Genomic DNA, 24,462 nt, shown 5'->3' on the forward strand with positions numbered 1-24,462 from the left:
CGGGGTCCGTACTGTTCATCCTGGCCCATGAGAATGGGGCGGCTCGGTGCCATGACCATGGCCGTGATGGTGCGGATCGCCATAAGCGCCACCTTCCGGATCGAAAGCCTCCTCCACTTCGAAAATTTCTCCGCCGAGCCTGCGGATCATCTCGGCAAGCACGTGATCGCGGCGGATGAGAAGACGCTCTTCCTGAAGGGCGGCGGGCGTATGGCGGTTTCCGAGATGCCAGGCGAGCCGCAAAAGCGTGGTTCGGTCGGGAGCGCGCACCTCCAGCAGCGGCTCAGGCTTTGCCCGCACGTCGATGCGGCGTCCATCTTCCAGAACCAGGCGGTCGCCCTCTCGCAGGAGCCGCGCTTCGGGAAGGTCGAGCAGAAAGGTCAGCCCGGTTTCCGTCGTCATCACCAGACGGCGGCGGTGGCGCTCATCCGATGTGAGACAGACGGTTTCGGTCATCCCTTCCGAGGGCAGACCTGCCTCTTCGACGGCGGTGGCGCGCGGCCAGCTCTGCGGGCTGCCGGACATCTGCTCGCTGGTCATCGGCTCGACACCGCCATCGAACCACCCGAGACGATCAGCGCCGAGCCGACGAAACGGTTGAGCCAGACGAAGATGCGCTCCGAGCGCAGCAGACCTTTGAGGAGGGCGCCGGCGGCGACATAGAGCGCGACCGCCACAACCTCCATGACGAGAAAGGCGCCGCCGAGCCGCGCAAGCTGCGACCAGGCCGGAAAGGCCGGATCGATGAACTGCGGGAAAAAAGCCGTAAAAACCGCGATCGCCTTCGGATTGGTGATGGCGATGGTGAAGTCGCGGCGCATCAGCGTCTTCAGGTTGACCGAGGACGGGTCCACCCGTGCGAGATGCCGCGCATGGCGCAGGATCCTGACGCCGACATAGATGAGATAGGCGGCGCCCAGGAGCTTGATGACGACGAAAGCTTCGGCGGAAGCGGACAGGATCGCGCCAAGCCCCGCAACGGTGACACCGATCAAAATGGCAAAGGCCGGCATGCGGCCGAGGCCCCCCAGAAGAGCGTAGAGCGGCCCGACCTTCGCCGCATTGGCGAAGGCCAGCATGTTGTTGGGCCCGGGCGCGCAATTCACGGCAAAGCAGGCGGGAATGAAAAGGCTCCAGGCGATCATCGCAAAGCTCTCAGGGCGTTTCAGACGAAACCCTAAAGAAAAATGCGGCGCTGCGGAAGGAAGTCAGGCTTGTTCGGGAACGGCAGCCGAGAAGGCGCGATCTGGCAGTTGAAGGCCGACCGGCTTCGTCATGGTGATGCTCGTCGGACGGTCATAGCCGTCATGGGCCGTTTCACCCACCTTCACGAAGCCGAGGCGGGCGAAGGTGGCGTGGTTCTCGGAGAGCTCGACGCGCGTCTGCAACTTGAGGACCAATCGACCGTTCGCCCGCGCCCGCTCTTCAGCGAGAGCAAAAAGCTGTCGCGCCAGCCCCGCCCCGCGAAAGGCCGGATCGACGGCGACCTTGCCGATATAAAGGCAGTCCGGCTCGAGCCTGAGAAAAGCGCAGCCGACGATGCGTCCATCTTCCTCGGCCAGAAGCAGCGTCTCGCTCGCGGCCTTCTCGGCGAGCTCCGCCGGCCCCATGCGCAAAAGCGAGGACGGAGGATCGATGCGCGCCGCCATATAGGCGAAGCAATCCATCAAAAGACGATGAAGTTCGTCCCAGCGGTCGAAGGCCGGATCGGCTTCGCGACAGATCCAGGCCATCAGGGTCTATTCCTCCGCCTTCGGCAGGAAGGTCTCGTCGAGGATTTCTTCGATGGTGAAGGGGCACGTCTCAGGAAAGCGATCCTCGGGCAGACCAGTCTCGTCGGCCGCCTTGAGACGCGCGATGCGGTATTCCTTGGCAAGGACGGTGGCCGGATAGGAGTGCAGGCTCGGACTGTCTTCAAGAAGGTCAGCGATCCGAACACGCTGCTCGAAAATGCTCGCTTTCCAACCGCCCTTTCGCTGCTCTGGCTGGTACCGCCATTTCAGGAGGTGCAACAGGATGACGGTCAGTCTGCTGCGGATTTCGCTGCGATCCGATCGGCCCAAGGTCTCGATCTCCTCGGCAAGATTCGCCCAGTCGAGATCGGCGAGGCGTCGCGTGCGCAGCGCTTCGGCCTGCTCCTGCGTCCAGCGGAAGAAATCCGCTTCGTAAAGCGGTTCCGCTTCGGCCGGTTTCTTGAGCGGTTCGGACGACATGCTTCAATTTACGCCGGAGCGGGCGCCGACACCATTCGCATTGTGTCGCTTATTTTCGCACGGCATCGACATAACTGCGCAGAACGGCATTCATGCGGGTCTGGTATCCTCGACCCTCCGCCTTGAAGAATTCGACGATGTCGGCGTCGAGCCGAAGCGTCAGCTGCTTCTTCGCCCGGCTGTCGGGATAGACGATTTTCGCATTCTTCCAGAACCACTCGCCGAGTTCGGGAATGTCGGAATAATCGATGTCCTCGTCACGAATCGCGGCGAGCTCCTCAAGTGTCAGTTCTTTGTCGTAGCGCTTGTTCATAGCGCCTCCTTTCGGCGCGCGATGCCGGACGAGCTGAGATGATGCGCGTTACGCCGTTTCTGTCTGTATGGATCACCGTCAGAATGACGGTATCTCCGATACAGCCGATCGCAATTTCTCGTACGTCGCCAGAGCCAAACCGCTGATCGACATAGGTCAGCACCGGACCTTCAAAAACCTGCACGGCCCGCTCAAAGCTAACACCGTGCTTTGCGATGTTCGTCCGAGCCTTCGCAGGATCCCATTCGAACAGCATCATATGTAACCACGCATGTAGTTACAAACAAAGCGATCAAAACAGAAAATACCGCTGCGCCATCGGCAGAACATCGGCCGGCTCGCAGGTGAGGAGGTCGCCGTTGGCGCGCACCTCGTAGGTTTCCGGATCGACCACGATCTCCGGCGTCGCGTCGTTCAAGAGCATCGAGGCCTTGGAGATGCCGCCGCGGGTGTTTTTGACCGGCACGAATTCCTTCGCCACGCCGAGCCGCGCCCCAAGACCATCGTCGATCGCCGCCCTGGAGACGAAGGTGACGGAGGAATTCGTCAGCGCCTTGCCATAGGCGCCGAACATCGGGCGGTAATGCACCGGCTGCGGCGTCGGGATGGAAGCGCTCGGATCGCCCATCGGCGCGGCCGCGATCGAGCCGCCGATCAGCACCATGAAGGGCTTCACGCCGAAAAACGCCGGATCCCACAAAACGAGATCGGCGCGCTTGCCCGCTTCCACCGAACCGATTTCGTCGGCCATGCCGTGCGCGATCGCAGGATTGATCGTCACTTTCGCGATGTAGCGGCGCACACGGAAATTGTCGTTGTCGCCCGTCTCCTCGGGAAGGCGGCCGCGCTGCACCTTCATCTTGTGCGCCGTCTGCCAGGTACGGATCAAAACCTCGCCGACGCGTCCCATCGCCTGGCTGTCGGAGGCGATGATGGAGAAGGCGCCCATGTCATGCAGGATGTCTTCCGCCGCGATCGTCTCCTTGCGGATGCGGCTTTCGGCGAAGGCCACATCTTCGGGAATGTTGGAATCGAGGTGGTGGCAGACCATGAGCATGTCGAGATGCTCGTCGATCGTGTTCCGCGTATAGGGCCGGGTGGGATTGGTCGAGGACGGCAGAACGTTCGCCAGGCCGCAGACCTTGATGATGTCCGGCGCATGGCCGCCACCCGCCCCTTCGGTGTGGAAGGCATGGATGGTGCGGTCCTTGAAGGCGGCGATCGTGTTCTCCACGAAACCGGATTCGTTGAGCGTGTCGGTGTGGATCATCACCTGCACATCGTAATCGTCAGCGACGGACAGGCAGCAATCGATGGCGCCCGGCGTCGTCCCCCAATCCTCGTGAAGCTTCAGCGCGCAGGCGCCGCCCTTCACCATCTCCTCGAGCGCAGCCGGCAGCGAGGCATTGCCCTTGCCGGCAAAACCGATGTTCATGGGAAAGGCGTCTGCCGCCTCGATCATCCGCGCCATGTGCCAGGGGCCCGGCGTGCAGGTCGTCGCGAGCGTTCCATGCGCCGGGCCGGTGCCGCCGCCGAGCATCGTCGTGACGCCCGACATCAGCGCCTCTTCGATCTGCTGCGGGCAGATGAAATGGATATGGCTGTCGAAGCCGCCGGCGGTCACGATCTTGCCTTCGCCCGCGATCGCCTCGGTTCCCGGGCCGATGATGATGTCGACGCCTGGCTGCGTATCGGGATTGCCGGCCTTGCCGATCGCTGAGATGCGCCCGTCTTTCAGGCCGATATCGGCCTTGTAGATACCGGTGTGGTCGACGATCAGCGCATTGGTGATGACCGTGTCGACGGCGCCATCCGCCCGCGCATGCTGGCTCTGGCCCATGCCGTCGCGAATGACTTTGCCGCCTCCGAATTTCACCTCCTCGCCATAGATGGTGAAATCCTTCTCCACCTCGATGACGAGATCGGTATCGGCAAGGCGAACCTTGTCGCCGGTGGTGGGGCCGAACATGTCGGCATAGGCGGCACGGGAAATTGTGGCGGGCATGGTCAGCTTTCCACTTTGGCAAAGCCGGGCGATTTGAGAGCGGCCGTATCGAAGGTGAAAGTCGGGGCTGCACCCAAATTCCGGCTCTGAGCTGCGATCAGGTATTCGGCGAAATCCGCGGGACCGTCCTCATAGGCGTCGAGTGCTGCTGAAAGGCCGGTCACGTCCCGGAAGCTGAGATGGGAGTTGTCCATCAAGGTGCGGCAAATGCCAGCGATCTCGGCACGGCTCGTCCCCCTTCGTCCTGTCAGCACCCAGACAAACTCCGCCATGGCAACCTCGTGCACAAAAGCAGGCGCGTCAGGATCGCAGAGATCATCAATGAGGTGGCGCGCCGCCTCGCTGTGACGATCATCGTCATCGAGCACGTAACGGAGAAGCACATTCGTATCGAGCGCGATCACGCATCTGCCCCAGAAGACCCATGACTCCGAGCTGCGCCGACGGCCGTTTTCACCGCTTTTCGAACTTCCTCGGAAGTCTTCGGAGCGTTTGGCCAATGCAGCATGGCGCGGCCCGCGCCACGACGCAGCTTGCGCACCCTTACGCGCATACGGCCATCGAGACCTTCGTAGAAAACGAGCTCGTCACCCTTCTCGATGCCCATCTCCTCCCGGATCGAGTTCGGGATGGTGATCTGGCCCTTGCCGGAAACCTTTGCTGCGGCACCCATGAAAAGCTCCGAAACAGCGCACAGCCTTACATATAGCCGATCAGCTTACATTTCGCACATCTGCCGACCGCGTCCACTTTCGCCGACTTTCCGTCTATTTGTCTCCCAACAGTGCCAGAAGCTGATCGGTCCGCTCGCGCGTCAGGTCGGCCTTGCACGACGCGACAAGAAGCGGCTCCATGGTGCCGCCACGGGCAGCGAAGCCGACAGAGGCACAATGCGCATCGCGGAAGACGATCCAGGTGCGCTGTGCCTCGAGGAGCGCCTCTTCCGCGCCCTTCAGATCATCCGAAAGCTCGGCGTCGAGCGCACGGTAATACTCGAGAACCTTCGGCCACGCCTCATTGAGAGCGGCGTCCGCCGCTTCGAATTTCTGCGCTGCGCAGGCATTCATGTCGGTCTGCGTCTGTGGATCGGCGCATTCGGCCGCCCGTGCCGCACCCGCGGCCGACAGGGTCAGGAGGACGACAAGGGCGGCCATGAACATATTGGATCGCGCCATCAAACAATTTCTCCACTTGCCGCGCTGCGACGGCTTCGAAACATCATGAAAGAGAAGATGGCACAGCCGCAGGCACCGCGAAATGGTCCCTGAATGATCACATTTTCGGCCCCTCGAAACGCAGACTGGCGGAGCTTCCGACGCGCCCGCCGCATGGCGGGCCTGTCCCAACTCTGATGAAGAGGAAAGACCGATGCGAAAGATCGTTTCAACAGCAGCTGCGGCCGCTTTCGCCCTCCCGCTTCTGGCGCCCGTCGCCTTCGCGCAAGATGCCGGCACGCCCGCGGCCAAACCGAACCAGACGCAGGCCGCCCAGCCGGCGGCGCCGGGAGAACAGGGCCGCACGCCGATTACCGTCGACAGCGTCGTCGCTTCGGTCGCCGATTCCGGCAACGCCGCCGATGCCATCTCCGACACCGACATCAAGCAGGTCGGCGTCGTGACCATCGATGAACGTGCCGGCGCGGACGCGGCCGCACGCGTCGATCAGGCCGTGGCCGACAACCAGGACAAGGTGACGGAGTTGCGCGACACCCTCTCGCACCATCAGCAGCTCGGACCGCGGCTTCGCGAGGGCGGGCTCGATGTGACGAAAGTGGTCGCCGCGCAGATGATGCCCTCGGGCGACCTTCTGCTGTTCGTGCGCAGCTGACGGGAGCATAAAAGGGCGCGGCCGCCTGAGCGACCGCGCCCTCTTTCTCAGAATTCGATCCGGCGGTGATTATCGGCTGCGGTACGTCAGCAGCCGAATGTCCGGTCGCGCTTACAGCGCACCCATGACCTTCTGATTGAAGCCGTACACTTTGCGGGCGCCACGAAGCGGCACGAGCGTCACTTCGCGCCTCTGGCCCGGCTCGAAACGCACGGCCGTGCCGGCCGCAATATCGAGGCGCATGCCCCGGGCTTTCTCGCGGTCGAACGCCAGGGCTTCGTTCGTTTCATAGAAGTGGTAGTGCGAGCCCACCTGAACGGGACGGTCGCCCGTATTGGCGACCTCAAGGCTGACGGTCTCGCAACCTTCATTGAGAACGATGTCGCCCGCCGCCGGAATGACCTCTCCAGGGATCATGGCACCAATACCTCTCTTCTCGCGGAAATCCTTCTCCCACACCGGGTTCAACGCACCGGCTGGTGGACCGTGACGAGCTTGGTCCCATCCGGAAACGTCGCCTCCACCTGAACGTCGTGGATCATCTCCGCCACGCCGTCCATCACCTGGTCGCGGGTGACGACATGGGCGCCTGCCTCCATGAGATCGGCAACGGCGCGCCCGTCGCGCGCACCTTCGACCACGAAATCCGTGATCAGGGCGATCGCCTCGGGATGGTTGAGCTTGACGCCTCGCTGAAGCCGCTTTCGGGCAACTTCGGCCGCCATGGCAACAAGCAGTTTGTCCTTTTCGCGCGGGGTGAGCTGCATGATCCTATCTCAAAGCGTCCAGATTTTGGGCAGCGGACAATCCGCTAATAGAATTCTGAGTGCGGGCACAAGGTGGCGCCGCAGCGCAAGGCCGTCTTCTGCCACCAGCCTAGCAAGTATTTTGCCATTGAAGGCGCTCGCCCCGCCTCCGGGTCCGAGTGCTGCGCGCAAACGATCGACGAGAGGCTCGCAATCCTCCGCCACGAGGACGAGACTCGCAAAAGCGCTGCCGCCCGCCAAGGTGGCACGTGCGCCGCCGAGCGCCGCGACGTCGCCGCGCAACGCCAGTTCGTCGGCATGCACGAGACGTCCCGCGCGGCGCACCCGCCAGCTTTCCCGCAGGTCGGCCCGCGTCACGCGTTCGCCCATGGCGCGGCGCCCAAGAAGCGTGGATTCCAGCGCCAGAAGCCGGGCACCATCGCCGAGCTCGGCCGTGATGCGGCGATGACAGGCCGCGCCCTCAAACGCGATCGTCTCCTGCGGCAGCCAGTAGAGTGTCGCGCCTGCCGCGAGATCGAGATGCACGTCGATTTCGGCAACCCCGCCCGCCGCGCGATAAAGCCGCTCGCAGGCGGGTGTCATCACAACCACCGTCGTCCCCTCGCCCATCTCGACGGTGACAGAAAACCGGTCACCGCCGGTGAGACCGCCCGCGGTATTGATGACGACAGCTTCGGGCGGCATGCCCGCCGGCACGTGCGGCAGGCGCCACTTCACAGATCCTTGGTGGAACAGCCGGTCGAGACGGGTCACCCCACCGTCGCGCTTGAAAGCAATCCGCGCCTCCGCCTCGACGCGCTGGAGGCGCGCAGGCGCGCTGGCTCTGTCACTCGTATCGACGCTCGTTCGAAGCATCCCGCCCTCTTCCGCATCCGACCATCGACGAGAATGGTGAGCGAGTCGAGAGCGCCCGCCACGCTTCAAATCTGTATTTCTACTGAATTTCGGTATATGCTCTTTTCATGACCGACAGGTTCGATCCCGCCAAGGATGTTTGCAACCGGGAGCGCCACGGTCTGCCGCTGATCTTCGGCGACACGATCATGGAGGATGAGGACCTTCTTATCCTTCCATCGATACGCCCAAAGGATGGCGAGGAACGCTTCAAGGCCATCGGCTGCGTCGGCGAAAAGATTTACACGGCCAAATTCGTCTGGCGGGACGGGCAGCCGCGTTTCATCTCCGTCAGAAGGAGCAACAAAGGTGAAGAAAGATCGTATCGTTCTGCCCTCTGACTCGAACGATCCCGAGGACTTCGATGTCTCGGCCGAAGCCCTGGAGCGCGGGCAGAAAGCGCGTATCGTGCGCAAGGCACGCACCCAGCTCGGCCTCACCCAGGCCGAGTTCGCCAAGCGGTTTCATGTTCCGCTCGGGACTCTTCGGGACTGGGAGCAGGCGCGAGTCACACCGCCGGACTTTGCGATCGCCTATGTTCGCGTGATCATGCGCAATCCGGAGCTGGTTGCCACCGCCGTGGCGTAAATCAGCTGCGCCTGAGTGCGCCCAGAACGAGGGCGGCGAGCGCCGTCTCTTTGAGGCTCTTCGGTTTGGCGAGCCCCATGCGATCGAGAGCCGCCTTTTCGGCAGGGGTGGTCTCGCCGGCTCCCCAGCCCTCCCGGAACGTGCGGGCGAGCTCGAGCCAGGCCCCCTGCTGCCGTTTCAGAAGCGAGAGCGCCGGAAGCAGCGTCTGTTCGGCTTCGGTGAAATCCGTGCCGAGCGGGAAGCGCGGCAAATGTCCCGCATGGCGGAAGGGCGAGAGAGCCGAAACGATGCGCTGCGGCGTGTTCTCCGTCGAGGAAAGCTTGAAATCGCGCTCGATCTTGCCGGCCTTGCGAGCACGCTTCACGAGCCCATCCTGAAAACGGCTGTCGGTGATCGCCAGCATGGCGGCGACGGTGTCGCGGTCGCTGCGCCCTTTCAGCTCCGCGATCCCGTATTCGGTGATGACGACATCCTTCAAATGCCGCGGCACGGTCGTATGGCCGTAAGTCCAGACGATGTTGGAACGCGGCGCCCCCTTGGCCATCCGCGCAGCCCGGAGCGCCATGATGGAGCGCGCGCCTTTGAGCGCAAAAGCCTGGGCAACGAAATTGTACTGGCCGCCGACACCCGAGACCACGCGCCCATCCTCCAGCTGGTCGGAGACGACGGCACCGAGAAGCGTCGCCATCATGGCGTTGTTGACGAAGCGGGCATCGCGGCGGTCGCGGCGCTTCTGCTCTTCGTCACCATAGAGATCGTTGACGAAGGAGATCTCGCGCATGGAGAGCTTCGCCCGCTCCCCCTCCGGCAGCGCCTTCAAGCGGTCGTAAAAACTCTGCGGCCCGAGAAAAAACCCGGCATGCAGGACGGCGCCATCCTCGGCCGGCCGCTTCAGGATGCCGGCCTCGAAGAGATCGAGGAAGCCGTCGACGAACATTTCCGAAGCGGCATAGAGGCCTTCGCGAAACGGTTCGCAATGGCGCTCGCGCCCCGCAGGCGTCGGTCCGAGCGCGTCGAGCGCGGCGCGGAAGACCTCCGGGTGGCGATGACGCAGGATGAGCGCATGGGTGAGCGCGTCGCCGATCGAGCCGATGCCGATCTGCAGCGTCCCGCCATCGGGCACCAGGCTCGCCGCATGCAGGCCGATGGCGTAATCCGCGAGCGAAACGGGCGGTTTCGGTGTAACGAAGAGCGGGTAATCTCCGCCTTCGAGGACAAAATCGAACTCTTCCGGCGCCAGTTCGGCCGCGCCCGGCATGAAGGGGAGCTCGTTGTTCACCTCGCCAACAAGGGCGAGCTTTTCACCGGCGGCACGCCGCGCCCGGATCGTCGACAGGATGTCGAGCGTCACATCCGTATTGCCGGAAACGCTGTAACGCGCGCTCTCCCCCTCACCTTCGCGCGCCACCATCTGGCCGACGACATTGACGCCGCGCTCCAGAAGATAGCCGACGGCGTGGGTGTAATTGGCGGAGATGTAAGTCTGCTGCGCGTGCGGGCTCGACAGGTACTTGCCCGCGAGGAAAAAGAACTCATTGACCTCGATATTCGGCGGCAGCGTGCCCGCCCGCATCGGCCGCGCATAGGCAAGGCGCGGCACGCCTGCATAGAGCCGCTCGGCGAGCGGTCCCATGAACCGCGTCTCGATCTCCGACGAGCCGGAGGGCGGCTGCAGCGTCAGCGCAGTGAAAATCGTCAGGCGGATCGAGCGATCGGCTTCGGCCCGCCTGTAAAGCGCATTGGCAAAAAGGTTCGCCTTGCCGAGGCCGAGCGGCAGGCCGAGAACGATGTCCCGGCCTACATGCTCAATAACCCTGTCGGCGAGAGCGTCTGCGTCCGAGGAAACCTCAGGCGGCCGCACGCTGTTCCTGTCGGAGTTTTGTCCAGCCGTCGTCCGGCTTGAAGCGATCGCCATATTTTTCGGCCAGCTTGTCGAGCGCCGCCACAACATCGTCCACGCCACGAGCGCGGGCGTAATGGAGCGGTCCGCCCCTGAAAGGAGCAAAGCCCGTACCGAAAATCATGGCGCCGTCAAGGACATCCTCGTCCTCCACGACGTTCTCACGCAGACATGCCGCACAGGTGTTGAGGATCGGCAGGACCAGGCGATCCTGAAGATCCGCCGGCGGGATCGCCTCGTGCTTCTTGCCGCGCTGCGGCTTTCCGTCCTTGTCGTAGGAATAGAGCCCCTTGCCGGTCTTGCGGCCGAGCTCGCCCTTTTCGACCTTCTCTTTCAGCCATTGGGGCGCCTCGGGAATCGGCACCGGCAGGCGGTTGCGCAACTCGTCGGCGACGGCGAGGCCGACATCGAGGCCGATATTGTCCATGAGCTCCACCGGGCCCATCGGCATGCCGAAATCCTTCGCGGCCTCGTCGATCACCTCCTTGTCGACGCCTTCGTCGAGCAGGAGCATGGCTTCCAGGAGATACGGCGTCAGAGCCCGATTGACGAGGAAACCCGGCGAGGATTTCACCGGCGCCGGCAGGCGGTCGATCGAGGTGACGTAGGACATCGCGGCCGAAAGCGTCTCGTCCGACAGGCGATCGTGTTTCACCACCTCGACGAGCTGCATCTTCGACACCGGGTTGAAGAAGTGGATGCCGACGAAACGGGAGGGATCTTTCAGGTCCGCCCGCAAATCCTCGAGCGGGATCGACGAGGTGTTGGTGGCGATGATCGCCCCGGGCTTCATGCCCTCTTCGAGACCCGCGTAGATCTTCTTCTTCAGATCGAGCTTTTCCGGCACCGCTTCGATGACGAGATCCGCGCCTTTGAGCCCGTAGCCGTTCGGGTCCGGAATGAGCCGGTCCCATGCGTCGCGCGCCTTGACGCTGTCTTTGAGCGTCTTTTCCATCATCTTCCAGGCGGGCTTCATCGCCTTGGCGATCGGCTTGATGGCAAGATCGGCGAGCGTCGCGCGCATGCCGCTGCGGGCCGACCAGGCGGCGATCTCGCCGCCCATCGTGCCGGCGCCGACTACATGCACATGGCCGATATCGCTCTTCTTCGGCGCGAGCCCCTTCATCTTCTCACGCAGGAAGAAGACGCGGATGAGGCTTTGCGCCGTATCCGTGACGAGAAGGTCCGCAAAGGATTTGATCTCGCCTTCGCGCATATTGTCGACGTCGCCGCCGGACGTCTCCCACAAATCGATGAGCGCGTAAGGCGCCGGATAATGCTCCTTGCGCAGCCGCTCCTCGACCTTCGCCCGCATGCGGTTGGACGCAAAGCGGCGGCCCGGGCCGCTGCTCAGCGCCTTGTCTTTCAGCCCCTCATGGGCGGCGGAATGAAGCTCGCCCCTGGCGACCGCCGCAACGGCCGCCGCCACATGGCGTTCTTCCGTCGCAAGATCGACGAGCCCCAGACGCTTTGCCGAACGGGCCGATTTGTTGCGGCCGGTCAGCATCATGGTCATCGCCTCGGTCGGGTCGATGAGCCCAGTGGAGCGGAAGGTGCCGCCAAGGCCCGGATGCAAGCCGAGCATCACCTCCGGAAAGCCGAGCTTCGCCTCGCCGACCGCGACACGGCGCTTGCAGGCAAGCGCGATTTCGAGACCGCCACCAAGGCAATTGCCGTGAATGACGGCGACGGTCGGATAAGATACCTCTGCGAGCCGATCGACGACCTTGTGGGCGCGCCTCAGCGCCGCCTCCACCTCTTCCGCCTTCGTCAGGTTGCGGAACATGTTGATGTCGGCGCCGACGATGAAGCCGGATTTCTTCGCCGAGCGGATGGCGAGCGCCTTCGGCGGGTTCGCCTCGAGCTCCGTCAGGATGGCGTCGAGTTCCGTCAGCATCGCCTCGTCGACGACATTGACGGAGCGGCCGGGCATGTCGAGGAGAAGCCATTCGACATTGTCGGCGTCACGGCCGCGCTTCCACATTTTGTCGGCGGGCGCCATCTTCAGATCGACGGGCCCGGTTTCCATAAGGCGCGGCGACAGCGCGCTTAGCATGCGTCCCATGTCTTCCGTCCTCACATTACGCGTTCGATGAGCATGGCGCCGCCCTGGCCGCCGCCGATGCATTCGGTTGCAATTCCGCGGCTCTTGCCGGTGCGCTTCAAGGCGTTGGCGAGATGCAGCACGATGCGGTTGCCGCTGGTGCCGACCGGATGGCCGAGACTGATGGCACCGCCGTCGATGTTGAGCTTGTCGCGTTCGATACGCCCGAGCGGATGGTCGAGGCCGAGAACGTCGCGGCAGACGGTTTCGTCTTCCCAGGCGGCGAGACAGGCGAGAACCTGCGCGGCGAAAGCTTCGTTCAGCTCCCACAGATCGACATTGTCGAGACCCATGTCATGGCGCTGCATGAGCCTCGTCGACGACACGACGGGCCCGAGACCCATGATGGCGGGATCGAGCGCCCCCCACTCGGAATCGACGATTTTCGCGATCGGCTTCAGGCCCCATTTCTCCACCGCCCTTTCGGAGGCGAGAATGACCCAGCAGGCGCCATCGGTGATCTGCGAGGCATTGCCGGGCGTCACCTTGCCGAAAGGCCGCTCGAAAGCGGGCTTCAGTTTGGCGAGTTTTTCCACCGAGCTGTCAGGACGCACACCGTCATCGTGATCATAAGCGACGCCGTCGCGATCGAAGGCCGGCGTCACCTCGTCGGCGAGCCAGCCTTCATTCTGTGCCCGGGCGAGCCGGTGATGGCTCTCCGTCGCATATTCATCCGCCTGTTCGCGGCTGATGTCGAAGATCTGCGCCAGGATCTCCGCGGTCTGACCCATATTGAGTTCCGTGATCGGATCGGTCAGGCCGCGCTCCAAGCCGATCTGCGGCTTGAAATCGCCCGGGCGGAACGAGGTCGTCTTGCCGAGCCGGTCCCAGATCGACTTGGAGGAATTGAACTCGCCGAGCCATTCCACCGCGTCGCGTTTCAGGATCATCGGCGAATGGCTGAGCGCCTCCGTGCCGCCGGCCAGGATCATGTCGCGGGTGCCGTCCTGGATATAGCGGAAGGCCGTGTCGATCGACTGCATGCCGGAGCCGCAATTGATCTGCACGGTGAAGGCCGGCATCTCGTCGCCCATATCGAGACGAAGGGCTGCGACGCGCGCCGGGTTCATCTCGTCGGCAATGACGTTGACGCAGCCCAGGATGACCTCGTCGAATTCCTTCGGCGAGAAAGGCTGGCGCATGAGCAATGGCCGCCCCGCCTGCACGGCGAGGTCGACGGGCGTGAACGGCCCGGGCTTTCCCCGGGCTTTGATGAACGGGGTTCGGGCGCCGTCCACCAGATAAACTGGCTGGGTCATTAAGCGGTCCGTTTCAGGTCGTGAACGTTGCTGGCAGCGGCGGACGGCGCGTTGTCACGCTCGTCCGGCAATGCACTGCCGTGGGTGAAGGCTTCGCCGGGGAAGGCATCGACGGCGATCACCAGATCGGCCGCGGCCTCGGCTTCCTTGAGGCGGCTCGCCTCTGCCTCGGAAATGAGGCCCTTCTTCGCGGCTTCGTCGGGGTTCCTCACCTTGGCCTCACGCAGCTTGCGACGCAGCGGCTCCACCTCGACAACGAGCTTGAAGGCCCGCTCCAGATGCGAGATCGCCGCGTTCGGCTGTCCCTCGCCGAGATAGAGCCCGGAGGTCAGGCGCTCGCGCGTCTCCGATGGCTCGAGCAGAATTTCCGCACAGGTCTGGGCGAGCTTGTCGGACGGGCCGGAGCGACGGGCACCGAACGGGAAGAGCATGAATTTTGCGAGCCACGCCGCCGGTCGCGACGGCAGATTGTCGAGAAGCTCGGCAAAGGCCGTGCCGATCGCCTTGGTGCCACGCGCGAAGGTGTAATCGACGAGCGGCCGGTCGGCTGCGGGTTTTCCGTCGACCTCGAAGCGCTTCAACGTCGCCGACAGAAGATAGAGCTCCGACAGGATATCGCCGAGGCGGGCGGACAGGCGCTCCTTGCGCTTCAGCGAACCGCCCAGCGTGAGGAGCGCCAGATCGCTGACGACCGCAAAGGCGGCCGAGTAACGCGACAGCTGACGATAATGCACGGCGAGATCGCCCGCCTCCTCCGGCGCCGGCGCAAAGCGGCCAAACGTCCAGCCGCGGCCCATCGCACGGAAGGCGTTCTTGATGGCATGGCCGACATGGCCCCAGAACGCCTCGTCGAATTCGCGGATGCCCTTGTCGCGGTCGGTTTCCGACAGCGCCATCATCTCCTTCAAGATGAAGGGATGGGCGCGGATCGCCCCCTGACCGTAGATCATCAGATTGCGGGTGAGGATGTTCGCACCCTCCACCGTGATGCCGACCGGCACGGCACGATAGAGATTGCCGAGATAGTTCTTCGGCCCGTCGATCACCGCCTTGCCGGAATGGATGTCATAGGCGTCGTTGACGGATTCGCGCATGCGATAGGTCGCGTGGGCCTTCATGATCGCGGCGATGACGCCCGATTTGTAGCCCTGGTCGAGCGAGGCGCAGGTCATGCGGCGCGCCGCGTCGAGCTGATAGGCGGTGCCGGCGAGCTGGGCGAGATGCTCCTGCACGCCTTCGAACTTGCCGACCGGCAGATTGAACTGGTGCCGGATCCTGGAATAGGCGCCCGTTGTGCGCGCCGCAAAGGAGGCTGCGGCCGACGAGAGCGAGGGAAGCGAGATGCCGCGGCCGGCGGCCAGCGCCGACATCAGCATCTTCCAGCCTTTGCCGATCTGCTCCTCGCCGCCGATGATCGCAGACAAAGGAACGAAGACGTCCTCGCCGTGGACCGGACCGTTCTGGAAGAAAGTCATCGCCGGAATATGCCGCTCGCCGCGCATCACGCCCGGAGTGTCGGCCGGGATCAGGGCGACGGTGATGCCAAGATCCTCCTTCTTGCCGAGGAGATGGTCGGGGTCCTTCATTTTGAAGGCGAGGCCGATCACCGTCGCGATCGGCGACAGCGTGATGTAGCGCTTGGAGAAGTTGAGGCGGATGCCGAGCACTTCCTCGCCGTCGTGCATGCCCCGCGTGACGACACCGGTATCGGTCATGGCGGCAGCATCGGAGCCGGCGTCCGGGCTCGTCAGGCCGAAGCAGGGAATCTCTTCGCCGCGGGCCAGGCGCGGGAGCCAGTAATCGCGCTGCTCCTTGGTGCCGAACTGCATCAAGAGCTCGCCGGGTCCGAGCGAATTCGGGACCATGATGGAAACGGCCCCCGTCACGCTCGCGGTCGAAACCTTGCGGATCACCTCCGAATGGGCGAAGGCGGAGAAGCCGAGACCGCCATATTCCTTCGGGATGATCATGCCGAAGAAACGCTTCTCGCGGATGAAGTCCCAGACCTCCTGCGGCAGGTCATGGAGCTTCCAGTTGATGTGCCAGTCGTCGAGCTTCTCGCAGAGCTCGGCCACAGGCCCATCGAGGAAGGCCTGTTCCTCCTCCGTCAGCGTCGCCGGGGGCGTGGCGAGCAACCTCTCCCAGTCCGGCGTTCCGGTGAAGAGTTCGGCATCCCACCAGACATTTCCGGCCTCGATGGCTTCGCGCTCCGTCTCCGACATGGGCGGCAGGATGTTGCGCGCCCAGCCGAAGAGCGGGCGAGTGATGAAACGGGCGCGAAAAGACATGTCTTGCTCCTCAATGCATGCGGTGCAAACGCGGCCGGACCGACCGGGTTGCAAGCCTCGCGAATTCGGGGACCGCGCGGCGGCGCCCCCTCCCACATATGGTTGTCGTTCGTCGTCTCAATAGAGAATTCGAAGCATAACGAGGGTGATCGAAGGGAAGGCAACTAAAATTATTATGCGCAAAATGTCGCTGGCGACAAAGGGAATGACGCCACGGAAAGTGGCGCTCATCGGAACATCTTCTGACAACGAGTTGATCACGAAGAGGTTCATGCCAACCGGCGGCGTGATCAGCCCGACCTCTACGACGATCAAGACTAAGATACCGAACCAGATAGAAAATTCCTCTGGCCCGAGACCGAAATCGAGACCGCTCACGAGCGGAAAGAAGATCGGGATGGTGAGGAGGATCATCGACAGCGAATCCATCACGCATCCGAAAGCGAGGTAGCAAAGCAGGATCGCGGCAAGCACCGTCCACGGATCGAGACCTGCCTCCATCACGCTTTGCGCAAGTTCCTGCGGCAGCTGCGAGAAGGCGAGGAAGGTGTTGAAGACGGCCGCGCCGAAAACGATGAAAAAGATCATGGCAGTGGCGACCGCCGTCTCCAGCAGCGCATCGATCAGGGCGCGAGGCCCGAGGGCACCATTCGCGAGAGCAATGAGGCCGGTGCCCACAGCGCCGACGGCCGCCCCTTCCGTCGGCGTGAAAATGCCGAGATAGATGCCGCCGATCACGGCGGTGAAAACGACGAGGACCGGCCAGACTGCGATGAGAGCCGCGATCCGCTCCTCCCGATCGGCCTTGTCGCGACGCCCCGCCGCGTCTGGCCGAAGACGCACATAGATTGCGATCGCCAGAATATAGCCGAGTGCCGCCAAGAGCCCCGGCAGGACGGCAGCGAGAAAGAGCTTGGCAATGTTCTGCTCCGTCAGGATGGCATAGATCACCAGGATGACAGAGGGCGGAATGAGGATGCCGAGCGTGCCGCCCGCGGCGAGGCAACCGGTCGAAAGCGCCCCCGAATAGCCGAAGCGGCGCATCTCCGGGATCGCCACCTTGGCCATGGTGGCGGCGGTGGCGAGGGACGAACCGCAGATCGCCCCGAAACCGGCACAGGCACCGACGGCGGCCATGGCGACGCCGCCCTTGCGGTGGCCGAGAAGTGCCGCCGCCGCATCGAAGAGCTGCCGCGACATGCCTCCGCGCGTCGCGAACTGCCCCATCAGGAGAAAGAGCGGCACGATCGACAGCGAGTAGCTCGAAAAGCTCTCGTAGGTGAGCGATTTGAGCTGCGCCAGAAGCGGCGTCCAGGAGCCGTTGACGAGAACGTTGCCGACGAGACCGATGACGAGCATCGCAAGGCCGATCGGCATGCGCAGGAAAATGAAAAGCAGGAGGACGGCGAAAGACCAGCCGCCAAGCGCCACATCGCTCACTCGCCGGACTCCGTGCCGCGCGGGCGCAGACCCGCCTGTTCGCCTGTCGTCAGCGTCTCGTTCAAGGCGCGCCAGACGGTGTAGGCCGAGGCGACGGCGAACATCCAGGCGCCGGCGAGAGAGGCCGCATAGGGCCACCAGATCGGGAATTGCAGGATGAAGGTCGTCTCCGGGTAGAGCCTCTTGTCCTGCATGCCGAGACCAAGGCGCCAGGCGAGAAGACAGGCGATCGCCGTCATGACGAGATTGGACGCAAGCGCACAAGCCGCCATGCCGCGCGGACCGAATCGCTCCGCCAGAAGGTCGACGGTGACGTGGCCACGGCGAAACTGGCACCAGGGAAGGAAGGAAAAGACGGCGAAGGCCACGCCCGCTTCCACGAGCTCGAAATCGCCCGGGACCGGACCGAGCCCCAAAGGCACCAGCGCGCGGCCGGCGATGGAGAGAACGGTCATCACCGTCAAAACGACGAGGACGAGACCGCCGAGAATGGCAAGAGCAGCACAGACCCCACCGACGAGGCGGCCGACGCGCGCTTCGGCTTCGGGAAAAATCCCTCCGCTCACGATGTCGTCATGCCTTTCCTCTCCCCGGCGGCGCTTTGTGGTCGCTTGCGCGCGACCATGCCATCCTGGCTCGCAAGCCGGAAGAGGCGGAGGACGGTTTTCAAGCCTTGTTGAGCGTATGGTTTGCGCGGATTGCGGCGAGGCGCTGGTCAGCCCCGGCATCAGGCCTAACTATTCCACCAACGAGGCCAATCCGTGCGCCTTGGCGCGCAGAAGGACACGATGCCGATTGCCTTGCCGGCGATAACCGTCTCCGCAGCTCCGGCTCCGCCCGCTTGCGACAGGCGCCGGGGTATGGCGCGCGCCGGCAACCTCCTCTTCTCCTTGGCGCTTACCCTTCTCGCGCTTCTCTTCCTTTCGAACCCGAGCCGCGCCGCCGGCATGGACGACGACACCAGCCGGCATCTTTCCGCCTCCGAGCGGAGGACGGAACTCTCCCGTCTCTACGATGAGCTCAAAGGCGCCCGGAGCGAAACGGAAGGCCGGCGCATCGAGAACCTGATCTGGCAGGCCTGGATGGTCGGCCCGACCGCAGAGATTTCGCAGATGATGCAGGAGGCGCTCACCGCCCGCCGCGTCGCCGACTACGACAAGGCGACGGCGATCCTCGATGACGTGATCGCCCGGGCGCCCGATTACGCCGAGGCCTGGAATCAGCGCGCCACCTTGCGCTTTCTCGAAGGTGATCTCGACGGCTCGCTCGAGGACATCGACCGCGTCATGGAGCTCGAGCCCAAGCACTTCGCGGCACTCTCCGGACGCGGCCTCATCCTCCTGCACCAGGGGCGCACGCGGCTTGCCCACAAAGCGTTGCGCGAAGCCGTCGCCATCAATCCCTGGCTCAAAGAGCGGGCGCTGCTTCCCGCGACGCCCGATGGCGACGCGCCCGCAGACGAGGAGGAGGAAGACGCCGCGGGCGGCCGCGACATCTGAGTTTTCCCCCATCGCCCACAACTTCCGCAAGTTCCTCAACGCCCGACGAAAACCCGGGTCGGCGCCGGCCGGGCGGCAATCTGTCGGTGGAGAAAACCGCTCGCGCCGCTTTCGAAACGCGGCCGATTGAGTCAAAGCTTTAACCTTGTTGGAGGGGGCGCTCTCCGAAAGCGTGCGGCAACAGCCCGGATCAATGGCGATGGCGGAATATTCGGCCCTGCGGGTCCTGACCCAGGGCATTACGGGAAATCGCGGCTGGCGTCCGGCCTGGCGTAAGGCGGAGCCGAAGCCGCGCTACGACGCCATCATCGTCGGTGGCGGTGGCCATGGTCTCGCCACGGCCTTCTATCTCGCCAAGAACCACAAGCTCACCAATATCGCCGTCGTCGAACGCGGCTGGATCGGTCAGGGCAATGTCGGGCGCAACCAGACCATCGTGCGCTCCAATTACCTCCTGCCGGAAAACCACCGCTTCTACGAATGGAGCCTGAAATTGTGGGAGGGCCTGTCGCAGGAGCTCAACTACAATGTCATGTTCTCGCAGCGCGGCGTCCTCGATCTCGCGCATTCGCCGGAACAGCTCGACCGTCTTGCAGAGCGCGGCAATGCGCTCAAACTCGCCGGCATCGATGCAGAGCTCGTTTCCCGCGAAGGCGTCTCGCGGCTCTGCCCCGGCCTCGACATTTCGCCGGGCGCCCGCTTTCCGGTTATCGGCGGGCTTCTGCAAAAGCGCGGCGGCACCGCTCGCCACGACGCCGTCGCCTGGGGCTATGCCCGCGCCGCCGACCGGCTCGGCGTCGATATCATCGAGAACACGCCCGTGACCGGCTTCGTCAAAGAGGCCGGCAAGGTCGTCGGCGTGGAGACACCGCGCGGGCAGATCAAGGCGGCCAAGGTCGGCGTCTCCGTAGCCGGCATGACATCCGACGTGATGCGGCTTGCCGGCGTCGACAATCTGCCGATCGAAAGCCATCTGTTGCAGGCCTTCGTTACCGAGCCGGTGAAGCCGCTCATTCACACGGTCGTCGCCTATGGCTGCGGGAACATGTATGTCACGCAATCCGACAAGGGCGGCCTCGTCTTCGGCGGCGGTCTCGATCTCTACAATTCCTACGCCCAGCGCGGCAATCTGCCGGCCGTCCACGAGATGACGGAGCAGCTTCTGGCGCTCTTCCCGAATGTCTCGCGCCTCAAGCTCCTGCGCTCGTGGGGCGGCATCATGGACATGTCGATGGACGGCAGCCCGATCATCGACAAGGGGCCCCTGCCCGGCCTCTACCTCGATTGCGGCTGGTGCTACGGCGGCTTCAAGGCGACGCCCGCGGCCGGCTGGTGCTTTGCCCATACGATCGCCAATGACGAGCCGCACCCGCTCAACGCCGCCTATTCGCTCGACCGCTTCAAGGACGGCCGGGTGCTCGACGAGGCCGGCGTCGGCCCAACCCCGAGATTGCATTGATGCGCCGCCCTCTCTCAACGCGGCGCGGGAGCGTGCCATGCTGATCCCATGTCCCGTCTGCGGGCTGCGCGATGTCGGCGAATTCACCTATTGGGGCGATGCGGGCGTGAAGCGCCCGTCGCACCGGGAAAAAGAAGCCGGACCGTGGGTTCCCTACGTCTATGAGCGCAAGAATTTGCGCGGCGAGCACAAGGAAATCTGGCAGCACGAACACGGCTGCCGGCAGTTCCTGATCGCCACGCGCAACACCGAGACGCATGAAGTGCTGGACACCAAACTCGCCGGCCCGTTCGGGGGAGACGAGTGATGGCGGGCTTTCGCACAGACACATTCGGCACGCGCATCGACCGCGACAAGCCGCTGCGCTTCACCTTCGACGGCAAGCCGGTGGAGGCGTTTTCCGGCGACACGATCGCGTCCGCACTTCTCGCCTCCGGCCGCGCGATCGTGGCGCGCTCGTTCAAATATCATCGGCCCCGCGGCGTCTTTGCCGCCGGCAGCGAAGAACCGAACGCGCTGGTGACGACCGGAACGGGCGGCGAGACGGAGCCCAATGTGCAGGCGACGACCCGGCTCGTCTCCGAGGGGCTCGTCGTTACCGGCCAGAACGCCTACCCTTCAGTCGACCGCGATGTCGGGGCCATCAACCAGGTTCTCGCGCCCTTTTTCGGCGCCGGCTTCTACTACAAGACTTTCATGGGGCCGATGAAGCGTTCGTGGATGTGGTACGAGCCGTCGATCCGCGCCGCGGCCGGCATGGGGCGCGCGAGCCTGTCGCCTGATCCGGCACGCTACGAGCGCGCCAATGCCTTTGCCGATCTTCTCGTCGTCGGCGGCGGTCCGGCCGGGCTTGCCGCAGCGCTGACGGCGGGACGCGTCGGCGCCCGCGTTCTCATCGCCGATGAAGGGCACGTGCTCGGCGGCGCAATCGATCTCGACGATGCGCGCATCAACGGCACGGCGGCGCTCGACTGGGCTAAGGAAGCGGCCGACGAGCTCGACGCCATGCCCAATGTGCGCGTTCTGCGGCAGACCGCTGTCTGGGGCTATTACGACGCCAACGTCCTTGCGGCCTTCGAGGATTGCAGCGCCAGCGGGCTGACACGGGCGCGCCACTGGCGGCTGCAGGCCCGGCAGGTGGTGCTCGCCACGGGCTCTTACGAGCGTCCGATCGTCTTTGCCGGCAACGACCGACCGGGCGTGATGCTCGCCTCCGCCGCGCTCGCCTATGCACGCCGTTTCGGCGTCATGGTCGGCCGGCAGGCGGTTCTCTTTTGCAACAACGATCAGGCGTGGCTCAATGCGGCCGCCCTTGCCGAAGAGGGGCTGCAGATCGCAGCCATCGTCGATCCGCGCGAGGACTTGCCGGCTGAACTGACAGAGCCGCTCGAACAGGCGGGCGCGCGCCTCCTCACCGGCCATGTCGTCATCGCGGCTCAGGGCAAGAAGGCCGTCGAGAAGGCGGTCGTGATGGCCGCCGACGGCAGCGGCGAGACAACTACACTCGAATGCGACACCCTGCTTGTCTCCGGCGGCAGCAACCCCGTCATCAATCTCGCAAGCCAGGCCGGCGGCGCCCCCACCTGGAACGCAGACATCGCCGCCTTCGTGCCCGGCACACAGCGCGAAGCCTGGGTGCCGGCGGGTGCGATGATCGGCGCGGCGCGGCTCGGCGAAGTTTTGAAACAGGGCGCGGTCGCGGGCCAGGCCTCCTGCGAACTCCTCGGCCTGCGCTGCCCTCTCCCCTCCTTCAAGGTGGACAGCCGCGGCGGCAATCTGCGGGCATCCGTCGAGGATGGCGGGCTCAAACCCTTGTTTGAGGTAAAAACCCCGGCAGGTCGCCGCTTCGGCAAATTCGACAAGGCCTTCGTCGACCTTCAGCACGATGTCACCGCGGAGGATATCCGGCTTGCCGCGCGCGAGGGTTTTGAGAGCCCGGAACATGTGAAGCGCTACACGACGCTCGGCATGGCGAACGATCAGGGCAAGACCTCGAACGTCACCGGCCTCGCCATTCTGGCGGAGGCCCGCGAGGTGCCGATGTCCGAGGCCGGCACGACGCGCTTCCGCCCGCCTTTCGTCCCCGTGCCGCTCGGCACGCTCGCCGGACGCGCCCGCGGCGCACAGATGCGCCCGGTGCGGCGTTCGCCGCTGCATGCCACGCATGTCGCGGCCGGAGCGCCGATGGCAGCGTCAGGCTTGTGGATGGAGCCCCGCGCCTATCCGCGGCCCGGCGAAGCCGCGGAGAAGGCCGCATTGCGCGAGGCCGCGCATGTGCGCGACGCCGTCGGCATCGCCGATATCTCCTCCACGGGCAAAATCGATGTCGCGGGCCCCGATGCGGCGGCCTTCCTCGACCGCGTCTACACCAACCTCTTCTCCAATCTGACGACCGGGCAGACGCGTTATGGCGTCATGCTGCGCGAGGATGGGCTGATCTTCGCCGACGGCACCGCCTTGCGTCTCTCCAAGGACCATTTCCTGCTCACCACTGCGGCCGCGAAGGCGGAGATGGTGGTGACGCATCTGGAATATCTTCTCGCCATCGCCTGGCCGGATCTGCGCGTCACCGTAACGTCCGTCACCGAGCAATATGCCGGCATCGCCGTTTCCGGCCCGAAATCGCGCACACTCGTCAGCCGCATCGTCGAAGGCCGGGATATGGACAATCGGGCCTTTCCGTACCGGGACGTGCATCGTGCTACGGTCAAGGACCTCCCCGTCATCGTGGCGCGGCTCTCCTCATCCGGGGAAGACGGCTACGAGATCTATATCGGTGCCGATCACGGCGCTTTCCTGTGGAAGCGTCTTCTGGAGGACGGCAAGGATCTCGGCGTCTCGCCCTATGGCATGGAGGCGATGGACATTCTGCGCATCGAGAAGGGCTATCCCAGCGCGGCGGAATTCGACGGGCGGCGCAGCCTTGAAGATTTCGGCATGGAAAAAATCCTATCGAAAAAGAAGAACTGCGTCGGCCGGCCGCTCGCCTTGCGCGAGGCCCTGACCTCGCAAGACCGCCTGCAGCTCGTCGGCCTTGTGGCGCTCGACGGCGCGACCGTCCAGGCCGGCGCGCATCTCGTCAAAGGCGAAAGTGCGGAGAAGCCGGGCGAGTCCGAAGGCCACATCACTTCGGCGACCTACAGCCCGGCCATGAAGAGCCATATCGCGCTGGCGCTCCTGCGCGGTGGACGGGAGCGGCACGAAGAGGTTCTCTACGCCGCCGATCCTCTGCGCGGGGCACATAACCGGGTGCGGGTCGTGGACCCGCAATTCTACGATCCCGACGGGAGCCGCTCCAATGGCTGAGGAAACCAACACCGCCAAAAAGCCGGTGCCGATCGAACGGCAATCGGCGCTTCACGCATTGGCACGCGGCAAGCCGGCGACGTCTGCGGCCCTCACACTCACCGAATTTCGCCCGGCGGTCATCGTGCAGATGCAGGCCTGGCTTTCCACCGCGATCGACTTCGCCAACGCGTTGTCGGACGTGACCGAGCTGCCGATGCCCGACAACGGCATGTTCGTCGACAATGCCCATGGCATGCTGGTGTCGCTCGGCGTCGGCCGGCTGATGCTGTTGAGCGATACCGACGGCATTGCCGAACAGCTCAAGAAGGCGATCGGCCGATCCGGCACGCTGACCGATCTCGGCCACGGCTTCAGCATCGTGCGCCTGGCAGGAGCGCCTGCGGCAAGCCTCCTCGCCCACGGCATCGCGCTCGATTTCGACACGCTGCCGCCGGGCGGTGCCGCCCAGACCAAGATGGCCGCGTTCGACGTCCTCGTGCTGCGCCAGGCGGAAGATTGCTTCGACATCGCGGTCGCGCGCAGCTACGGCGAGGCGATGGTCGAATGGCTCGTCGATGCCGGCAAAGCCTGGGGGCTCACACTCAGCGGGAAGTGACC

The 24,462-nt window shown here is 64.3% G+C and carries 27 protein-coding genes; 8 read left to right on the plus strand and 19 right to left on the minus strand.

Features of this window, described 5'->3' with window-relative positions; all coding sequences use genetic code 11:
- Positions 1-15: 15 nt before the first annotated feature.
- The 10 genes from NYQ83_RS05120 to NYQ83_RS05165 all read right to left on the minus strand — a co-directional run bounded on the left by NYQ83_RS05120 (position 16) and on the right by NYQ83_RS05165 (position 5,706).
- Positions 16-540: an urease accessory protein UreE gene (locus tag NYQ83_RS05120; RefSeq protein WP_261213018.1), complete on the minus strand. Its 525-nt coding sequence runs from the start codon at positions 538-540 to the stop codon at positions 16-18.
- Positions 537-1,145 (minus strand): LysE family translocator, encoded by a 609-nt coding sequence (locus NYQ83_RS05125; protein ID WP_234630659.1) that lies wholly within the window; start codon positions 1,143-1,145, stop codon positions 537-539. Before NYQ83_RS05125 ends, NYQ83_RS05120 begins: the two co-directional genes overlap by 4 nt.
- A 63-nt stretch (positions 1,146-1,208) precedes the next feature.
- Positions 1,209-1,733 carry a GNAT family N-acetyltransferase gene (locus NYQ83_RS05130; protein ID WP_261213021.1) on the minus strand — a complete coding sequence of 175 codons (525 nt, stop codon included), beginning with the start codon at positions 1,731-1,733 and terminating at the stop codon, positions 1,209-1,211.
- 6 nt (positions 1,734-1,739) lie between these two features.
- Positions 1,740-2,213: a DUF29 domain-containing protein gene (locus NYQ83_RS05135; protein WP_261213023.1), complete on the minus strand. Its 474-nt coding sequence runs from the start codon at positions 2,211-2,213 to the stop codon at positions 1,740-1,742.
- 49 nt (positions 2,214-2,262) lie between these two features.
- On the minus strand, positions 2,263-2,526 hold the full coding sequence (locus tag NYQ83_RS05140) for a BrnA antitoxin family protein (protein ID WP_261213025.1): 264 nt from the start codon (positions 2,524-2,526) through the stop codon (positions 2,263-2,265).
- Positions 2,492-2,785, minus strand: a complete 294-nt coding sequence (locus NYQ83_RS05145; RefSeq protein ID WP_261213027.1) for a BrnT family toxin — start codon at positions 2,783-2,785, stop codon at positions 2,492-2,494. Before NYQ83_RS05145 ends, NYQ83_RS05140 begins: the two co-directional genes overlap by 35 nt.
- A gap of 33 nt (positions 2,786-2,818) precedes the next feature.
- On the minus strand, positions 2,819-4,531 hold the full coding sequence (gene ureC, locus NYQ83_RS05150) for an urease subunit alpha (protein WP_261213030.1): 1,713 nt from the start codon (positions 4,529-4,531) through the stop codon (positions 2,819-2,821).
- 2 nt (positions 4,532-4,533) lie between these two features.
- Complete coding sequence (locus NYQ83_RS05155) at positions 4,534-4,935, minus strand: PIN domain-containing protein (protein WP_234630656.1); 402 nt, start codon at positions 4,933-4,935, stop codon at positions 4,534-4,536.
- Positions 4,932-5,204 (minus strand): AbrB/MazE/SpoVT family DNA-binding domain-containing protein, encoded by a 273-nt coding sequence (locus NYQ83_RS05160; protein ID WP_261213032.1) that lies wholly within the window; start codon positions 5,202-5,204, stop codon positions 4,932-4,934. Before NYQ83_RS05160 ends, NYQ83_RS05155 begins: the two co-directional genes overlap by 4 nt.
- A gap of 94 nt (positions 5,205-5,298) precedes the next feature.
- A complete protein-coding gene (locus NYQ83_RS05165) occupies positions 5,299-5,706 on the minus strand; it encodes a lysozyme inhibitor LprI family protein (RefSeq protein WP_261213034.1) in 408 nt (135 codons plus the stop codon).
- A gap of 193 nt (positions 5,707-5,899) precedes the next feature.
- On the opposite strand from NYQ83_RS05165, the gene NYQ83_RS05170 reads away from it, so the two are divergent.
- On the plus strand, positions 5,900-6,358 hold the full coding sequence (locus tag NYQ83_RS05170) for a hypothetical protein (protein ID WP_234630653.1): 459 nt from the start codon (positions 5,900-5,902) through the stop codon (positions 6,356-6,358).
- Positions 6,359-6,469: 111 nt separating this feature from the next.
- Here the strand turns inward: NYQ83_RS05170 and NYQ83_RS05175 are convergent, their stop codons facing one another.
- From NYQ83_RS05175 to NYQ83_RS05185, 3 genes are read right to left on the minus strand one after another with little or no spacing between them, the layout of a single operon-like run.
- On the minus strand, positions 6,470-6,775 hold the full coding sequence (locus NYQ83_RS05175; protein ID WP_234630652.1) for an urease subunit beta: 306 nt from the start codon (positions 6,773-6,775) through the stop codon (positions 6,470-6,472).
- Between the two features lie 47 nt (positions 6,776-6,822).
- Positions 6,823-7,125: an urease subunit gamma gene (locus NYQ83_RS05180; RefSeq protein WP_128292714.1), complete on the minus strand. Its 303-nt coding sequence runs from the start codon at positions 7,123-7,125 to the stop codon at positions 6,823-6,825.
- A 9-nt stretch (positions 7,126-7,134) separates the two neighbouring features.
- Positions 7,135-7,980, minus strand: a complete 846-nt coding sequence (locus NYQ83_RS05185) for an urease accessory protein UreD (RefSeq protein ID WP_261213038.1) — start codon at positions 7,978-7,980, stop codon at positions 7,135-7,137.
- A gap of 107 nt (positions 7,981-8,087) precedes the next feature.
- On the opposite strand from NYQ83_RS05185, the gene NYQ83_RS05190 reads away from it, so the two are divergent.
- Together NYQ83_RS05190 and NYQ83_RS05195 are read left to right on the plus strand one after the other, a co-directional pair.
- A complete protein-coding gene (locus NYQ83_RS05190; RefSeq protein WP_261213040.1) occupies positions 8,088-8,360 on the plus strand; it encodes a BrnT family toxin in 273 nt (90 codons plus the stop codon).
- Positions 8,329-8,607, plus strand: coding sequence for a helix-turn-helix domain-containing protein (locus tag NYQ83_RS05195; RefSeq protein WP_128292706.1), 279 nt, complete (start codon positions 8,329-8,331; stop codon positions 8,605-8,607). The genes NYQ83_RS05190 and NYQ83_RS05195 overlap by 32 nt, the downstream gene beginning before the upstream one ends.
- Position 8,608: 1 nt before the next feature.
- On the opposite strand, the gene NYQ83_RS05200 is transcribed toward NYQ83_RS05195, so the two are convergent.
- The 6 genes from NYQ83_RS05200 to NYQ83_RS05225 form a co-directional block, all read right to left on the minus strand.
- Entirely contained in the window at positions 8,609-10,468 is a 1,860-nt protein-coding gene (locus NYQ83_RS05200; protein WP_261213044.1) for an acetyl-CoA hydrolase/transferase C-terminal domain-containing protein, read from the minus strand.
- A complete protein-coding gene (locus NYQ83_RS05205) occupies positions 10,455-12,572 on the minus strand; it encodes a 3-hydroxyacyl-CoA dehydrogenase NAD-binding domain-containing protein (protein WP_261213046.1) in 2,118 nt (705 codons plus the stop codon). The genes NYQ83_RS05200 and NYQ83_RS05205 overlap by 14 nt, the downstream gene beginning before the upstream one ends.
- Positions 12,573-12,583: 11 nt before the next feature.
- Positions 12,584-13,870, minus strand: a complete 1,287-nt coding sequence (locus NYQ83_RS05210; protein ID WP_261213048.1) for an acetyl-CoA C-acetyltransferase — start codon at positions 13,868-13,870, stop codon at positions 12,584-12,586.
- Positions 13,870-16,158: an acyl-CoA dehydrogenase gene (locus NYQ83_RS05215; protein ID WP_261213049.1), complete on the minus strand. Its 2,289-nt coding sequence runs from the start codon at positions 16,156-16,158 to the stop codon at positions 13,870-13,872. The genes NYQ83_RS05210 and NYQ83_RS05215 overlap by 1 nt, the downstream gene beginning before the upstream one ends.
- Before the next feature lie 117 nt (positions 16,159-16,275).
- Positions 16,276-17,598, minus strand: a complete 1,323-nt coding sequence (locus NYQ83_RS05220; protein WP_261213050.1) for a TRAP transporter large permease — start codon at positions 17,596-17,598, stop codon at positions 16,276-16,278.
- Positions 17,595-18,164, minus strand: coding sequence for a TRAP transporter small permease (locus NYQ83_RS05225; protein ID WP_246008499.1), 570 nt, complete (start codon positions 18,162-18,164; stop codon positions 17,595-17,597). The genes NYQ83_RS05220 and NYQ83_RS05225 overlap by 4 nt, the downstream gene beginning before the upstream one ends.
- 294 nt (positions 18,165-18,458) lie before the next feature.
- Between NYQ83_RS05225 and NYQ83_RS05230 the strand changes: the two genes are divergently transcribed.
- From NYQ83_RS05230 to NYQ83_RS05250, 5 genes are all read left to right on the plus strand, one after another.
- Entirely contained in the window at positions 18,459-19,097 is a 639-nt protein-coding gene (locus NYQ83_RS05230) for a tetratricopeptide repeat protein (RefSeq protein ID WP_261213052.1), read from the plus strand.
- A 199-nt stretch (positions 19,098-19,296) separates the two neighbouring features.
- The gene (locus NYQ83_RS05235) at positions 19,297-20,556 is read left to right on the plus strand and encodes a sarcosine oxidase subunit beta family protein (RefSeq protein WP_261213053.1); all 1,260 of its coding nucleotides are present in this window, start codon (positions 19,297-19,299) and stop codon (positions 20,554-20,556) included.
- Between the two features lie 37 nt (positions 20,557-20,593).
- The gene (locus NYQ83_RS05240; protein WP_261213054.1) at positions 20,594-20,863 is read left to right on the plus strand and encodes a sarcosine oxidase subunit delta; all 270 of its coding nucleotides are present in this window, start codon (positions 20,594-20,596) and stop codon (positions 20,861-20,863) included.
- On the plus strand, positions 20,863-23,862 hold the full coding sequence (locus tag NYQ83_RS05245; protein ID WP_261213055.1) for a sarcosine oxidase subunit alpha family protein: 3,000 nt from the start codon (positions 20,863-20,865) through the stop codon (positions 23,860-23,862). The genes NYQ83_RS05240 and NYQ83_RS05245 overlap by 1 nt, the downstream gene beginning before the upstream one ends.
- Positions 23,855-24,460 carry a hypothetical protein gene (locus NYQ83_RS05250; protein WP_261213056.1) on the plus strand — a complete coding sequence of 202 codons (606 nt, stop codon included), beginning with the start codon at positions 23,855-23,857 and terminating at the stop codon, positions 24,458-24,460. The genes NYQ83_RS05245 and NYQ83_RS05250 overlap by 8 nt, the downstream gene beginning before the upstream one ends.
- Positions 24,461-24,462: the final 2 nt, after the last annotated feature.

Origin of the sequence: Afifella sp. JA880 (assembly GCF_025379905.1) — a bacterium.
GTDB classification, from domain to species: Bacteria; Pseudomonadota; Alphaproteobacteria; order Rhizobiales; family Afifellaceae; genus Afifella; species Afifella aestuarii.

Bases quoted from the DNA above. Each gene is read 5' to 3' on its own strand.
- NYQ83_RS05120 (WP_261213018.1), bottom strand. From the start codon at position 540: ATGACCAGCGAGCAGATGTCCGGCAGCCCGCAGAGCTGGCCGCGCGCC.
- NYQ83_RS05125 (WP_234630659.1), bottom strand. From the start codon at position 1,145: ATGATCGCCTGGAGCCTTTTCATTCCCGCCTGCTTTGCCGTGAATTGC.
- NYQ83_RS05130 (WP_261213021.1), bottom strand. From the start codon at position 1,733: ATGGCCTGGATCTGTCGCGAAGCCGATCCGGCCTTCGACCGCTGGGAC.
- NYQ83_RS05135 (WP_261213023.1), bottom strand. From the start codon at position 2,213: ATGTCGTCCGAACCGCTCAAGAAACCGGCCGAAGCGGAACCGCTTTAC.
- NYQ83_RS05140 (WP_261213025.1), bottom strand. From the start codon at position 2,526: ATGAACAAGCGCTACGACAAAGAACTGACACTTGAGGAGCTCGCCGCG.
- NYQ83_RS05145 (WP_261213027.1), bottom strand. From the start codon at position 2,785: ATGATGCTGTTCGAATGGGATCCTGCGAAGGCTCGGACGAACATCGCA.
- ureC (WP_261213030.1), bottom strand. From the start codon at position 4,531: ATGCCCGCCACAATTTCCCGTGCCGCCTATGCCGACATGTTCGGCCCC.
- NYQ83_RS05160 (WP_261213032.1), bottom strand. From the start codon at position 5,204: ATGGGTGCCGCAGCAAAGGTTTCCGGCAAGGGCCAGATCACCATCCCG.
- NYQ83_RS05165 (WP_261213034.1), bottom strand. From the start codon at position 5,706: ATGGCGCGATCCAATATGTTCATGGCCGCCCTTGTCGTCCTCCTGACC.
- NYQ83_RS05170 (WP_234630653.1), top strand. From the start codon at position 5,900: ATGCGAAAGATCGTTTCAACAGCAGCTGCGGCCGCTTTCGCCCTCCCG.
- NYQ83_RS05175 (WP_234630652.1), bottom strand. From the start codon at position 6,775: ATGATCCCTGGAGAGGTCATTCCGGCGGCGGGCGACATCGTTCTCAAT.
- NYQ83_RS05180 (WP_128292714.1), bottom strand. From the start codon at position 7,125: ATGCAGCTCACCCCGCGCGAAAAGGACAAACTGCTTGTTGCCATGGCG.
- NYQ83_RS05185 (WP_261213038.1), bottom strand. From the start codon at position 7,980: ATGCTTCGAACGAGCGTCGATACGAGTGACAGAGCCAGCGCGCCTGCG.
- NYQ83_RS05190 (WP_261213040.1), top strand. From the start codon at position 8,088: ATGACCGACAGGTTCGATCCCGCCAAGGATGTTTGCAACCGGGAGCGC.
- NYQ83_RS05205 (WP_261213046.1), bottom strand. From the start codon at position 12,572: ATGGGACGCATGCTAAGCGCGCTGTCGCCGCGCCTTATGGAAACCGGG.
- NYQ83_RS05210 (WP_261213048.1), bottom strand. From the start codon at position 13,870: ATGACCCAGCCAGTTTATCTGGTGGACGGCGCCCGAACCCCGTTCATC.
- NYQ83_RS05215 (WP_261213049.1), bottom strand. From the start codon at position 16,158: ATGTCTTTTCGCGCCCGTTTCATCACTCGCCCGCTCTTCGGCTGGGCG.
- NYQ83_RS05230 (WP_261213052.1), top strand. From the start codon at position 18,459: ATGGCGCGCGCCGGCAACCTCCTCTTCTCCTTGGCGCTTACCCTTCTC.
- NYQ83_RS05235 (WP_261213053.1), top strand. From the start codon at position 19,297: ATGGCGGAATATTCGGCCCTGCGGGTCCTGACCCAGGGCATTACGGGA.
- NYQ83_RS05240 (WP_261213054.1), top strand. From the start codon at position 20,594: ATGCTGATCCCATGTCCCGTCTGCGGGCTGCGCGATGTCGGCGAATTC.
- NYQ83_RS05245 (WP_261213055.1), top strand. From the start codon at position 20,863: ATGGCGGGCTTTCGCACAGACACATTCGGCACGCGCATCGACCGCGAC.
- NYQ83_RS05250 (WP_261213056.1), top strand. From the start codon at position 23,855: ATGGCTGAGGAAACCAACACCGCCAAAAAGCCGGTGCCGATCGAACGG.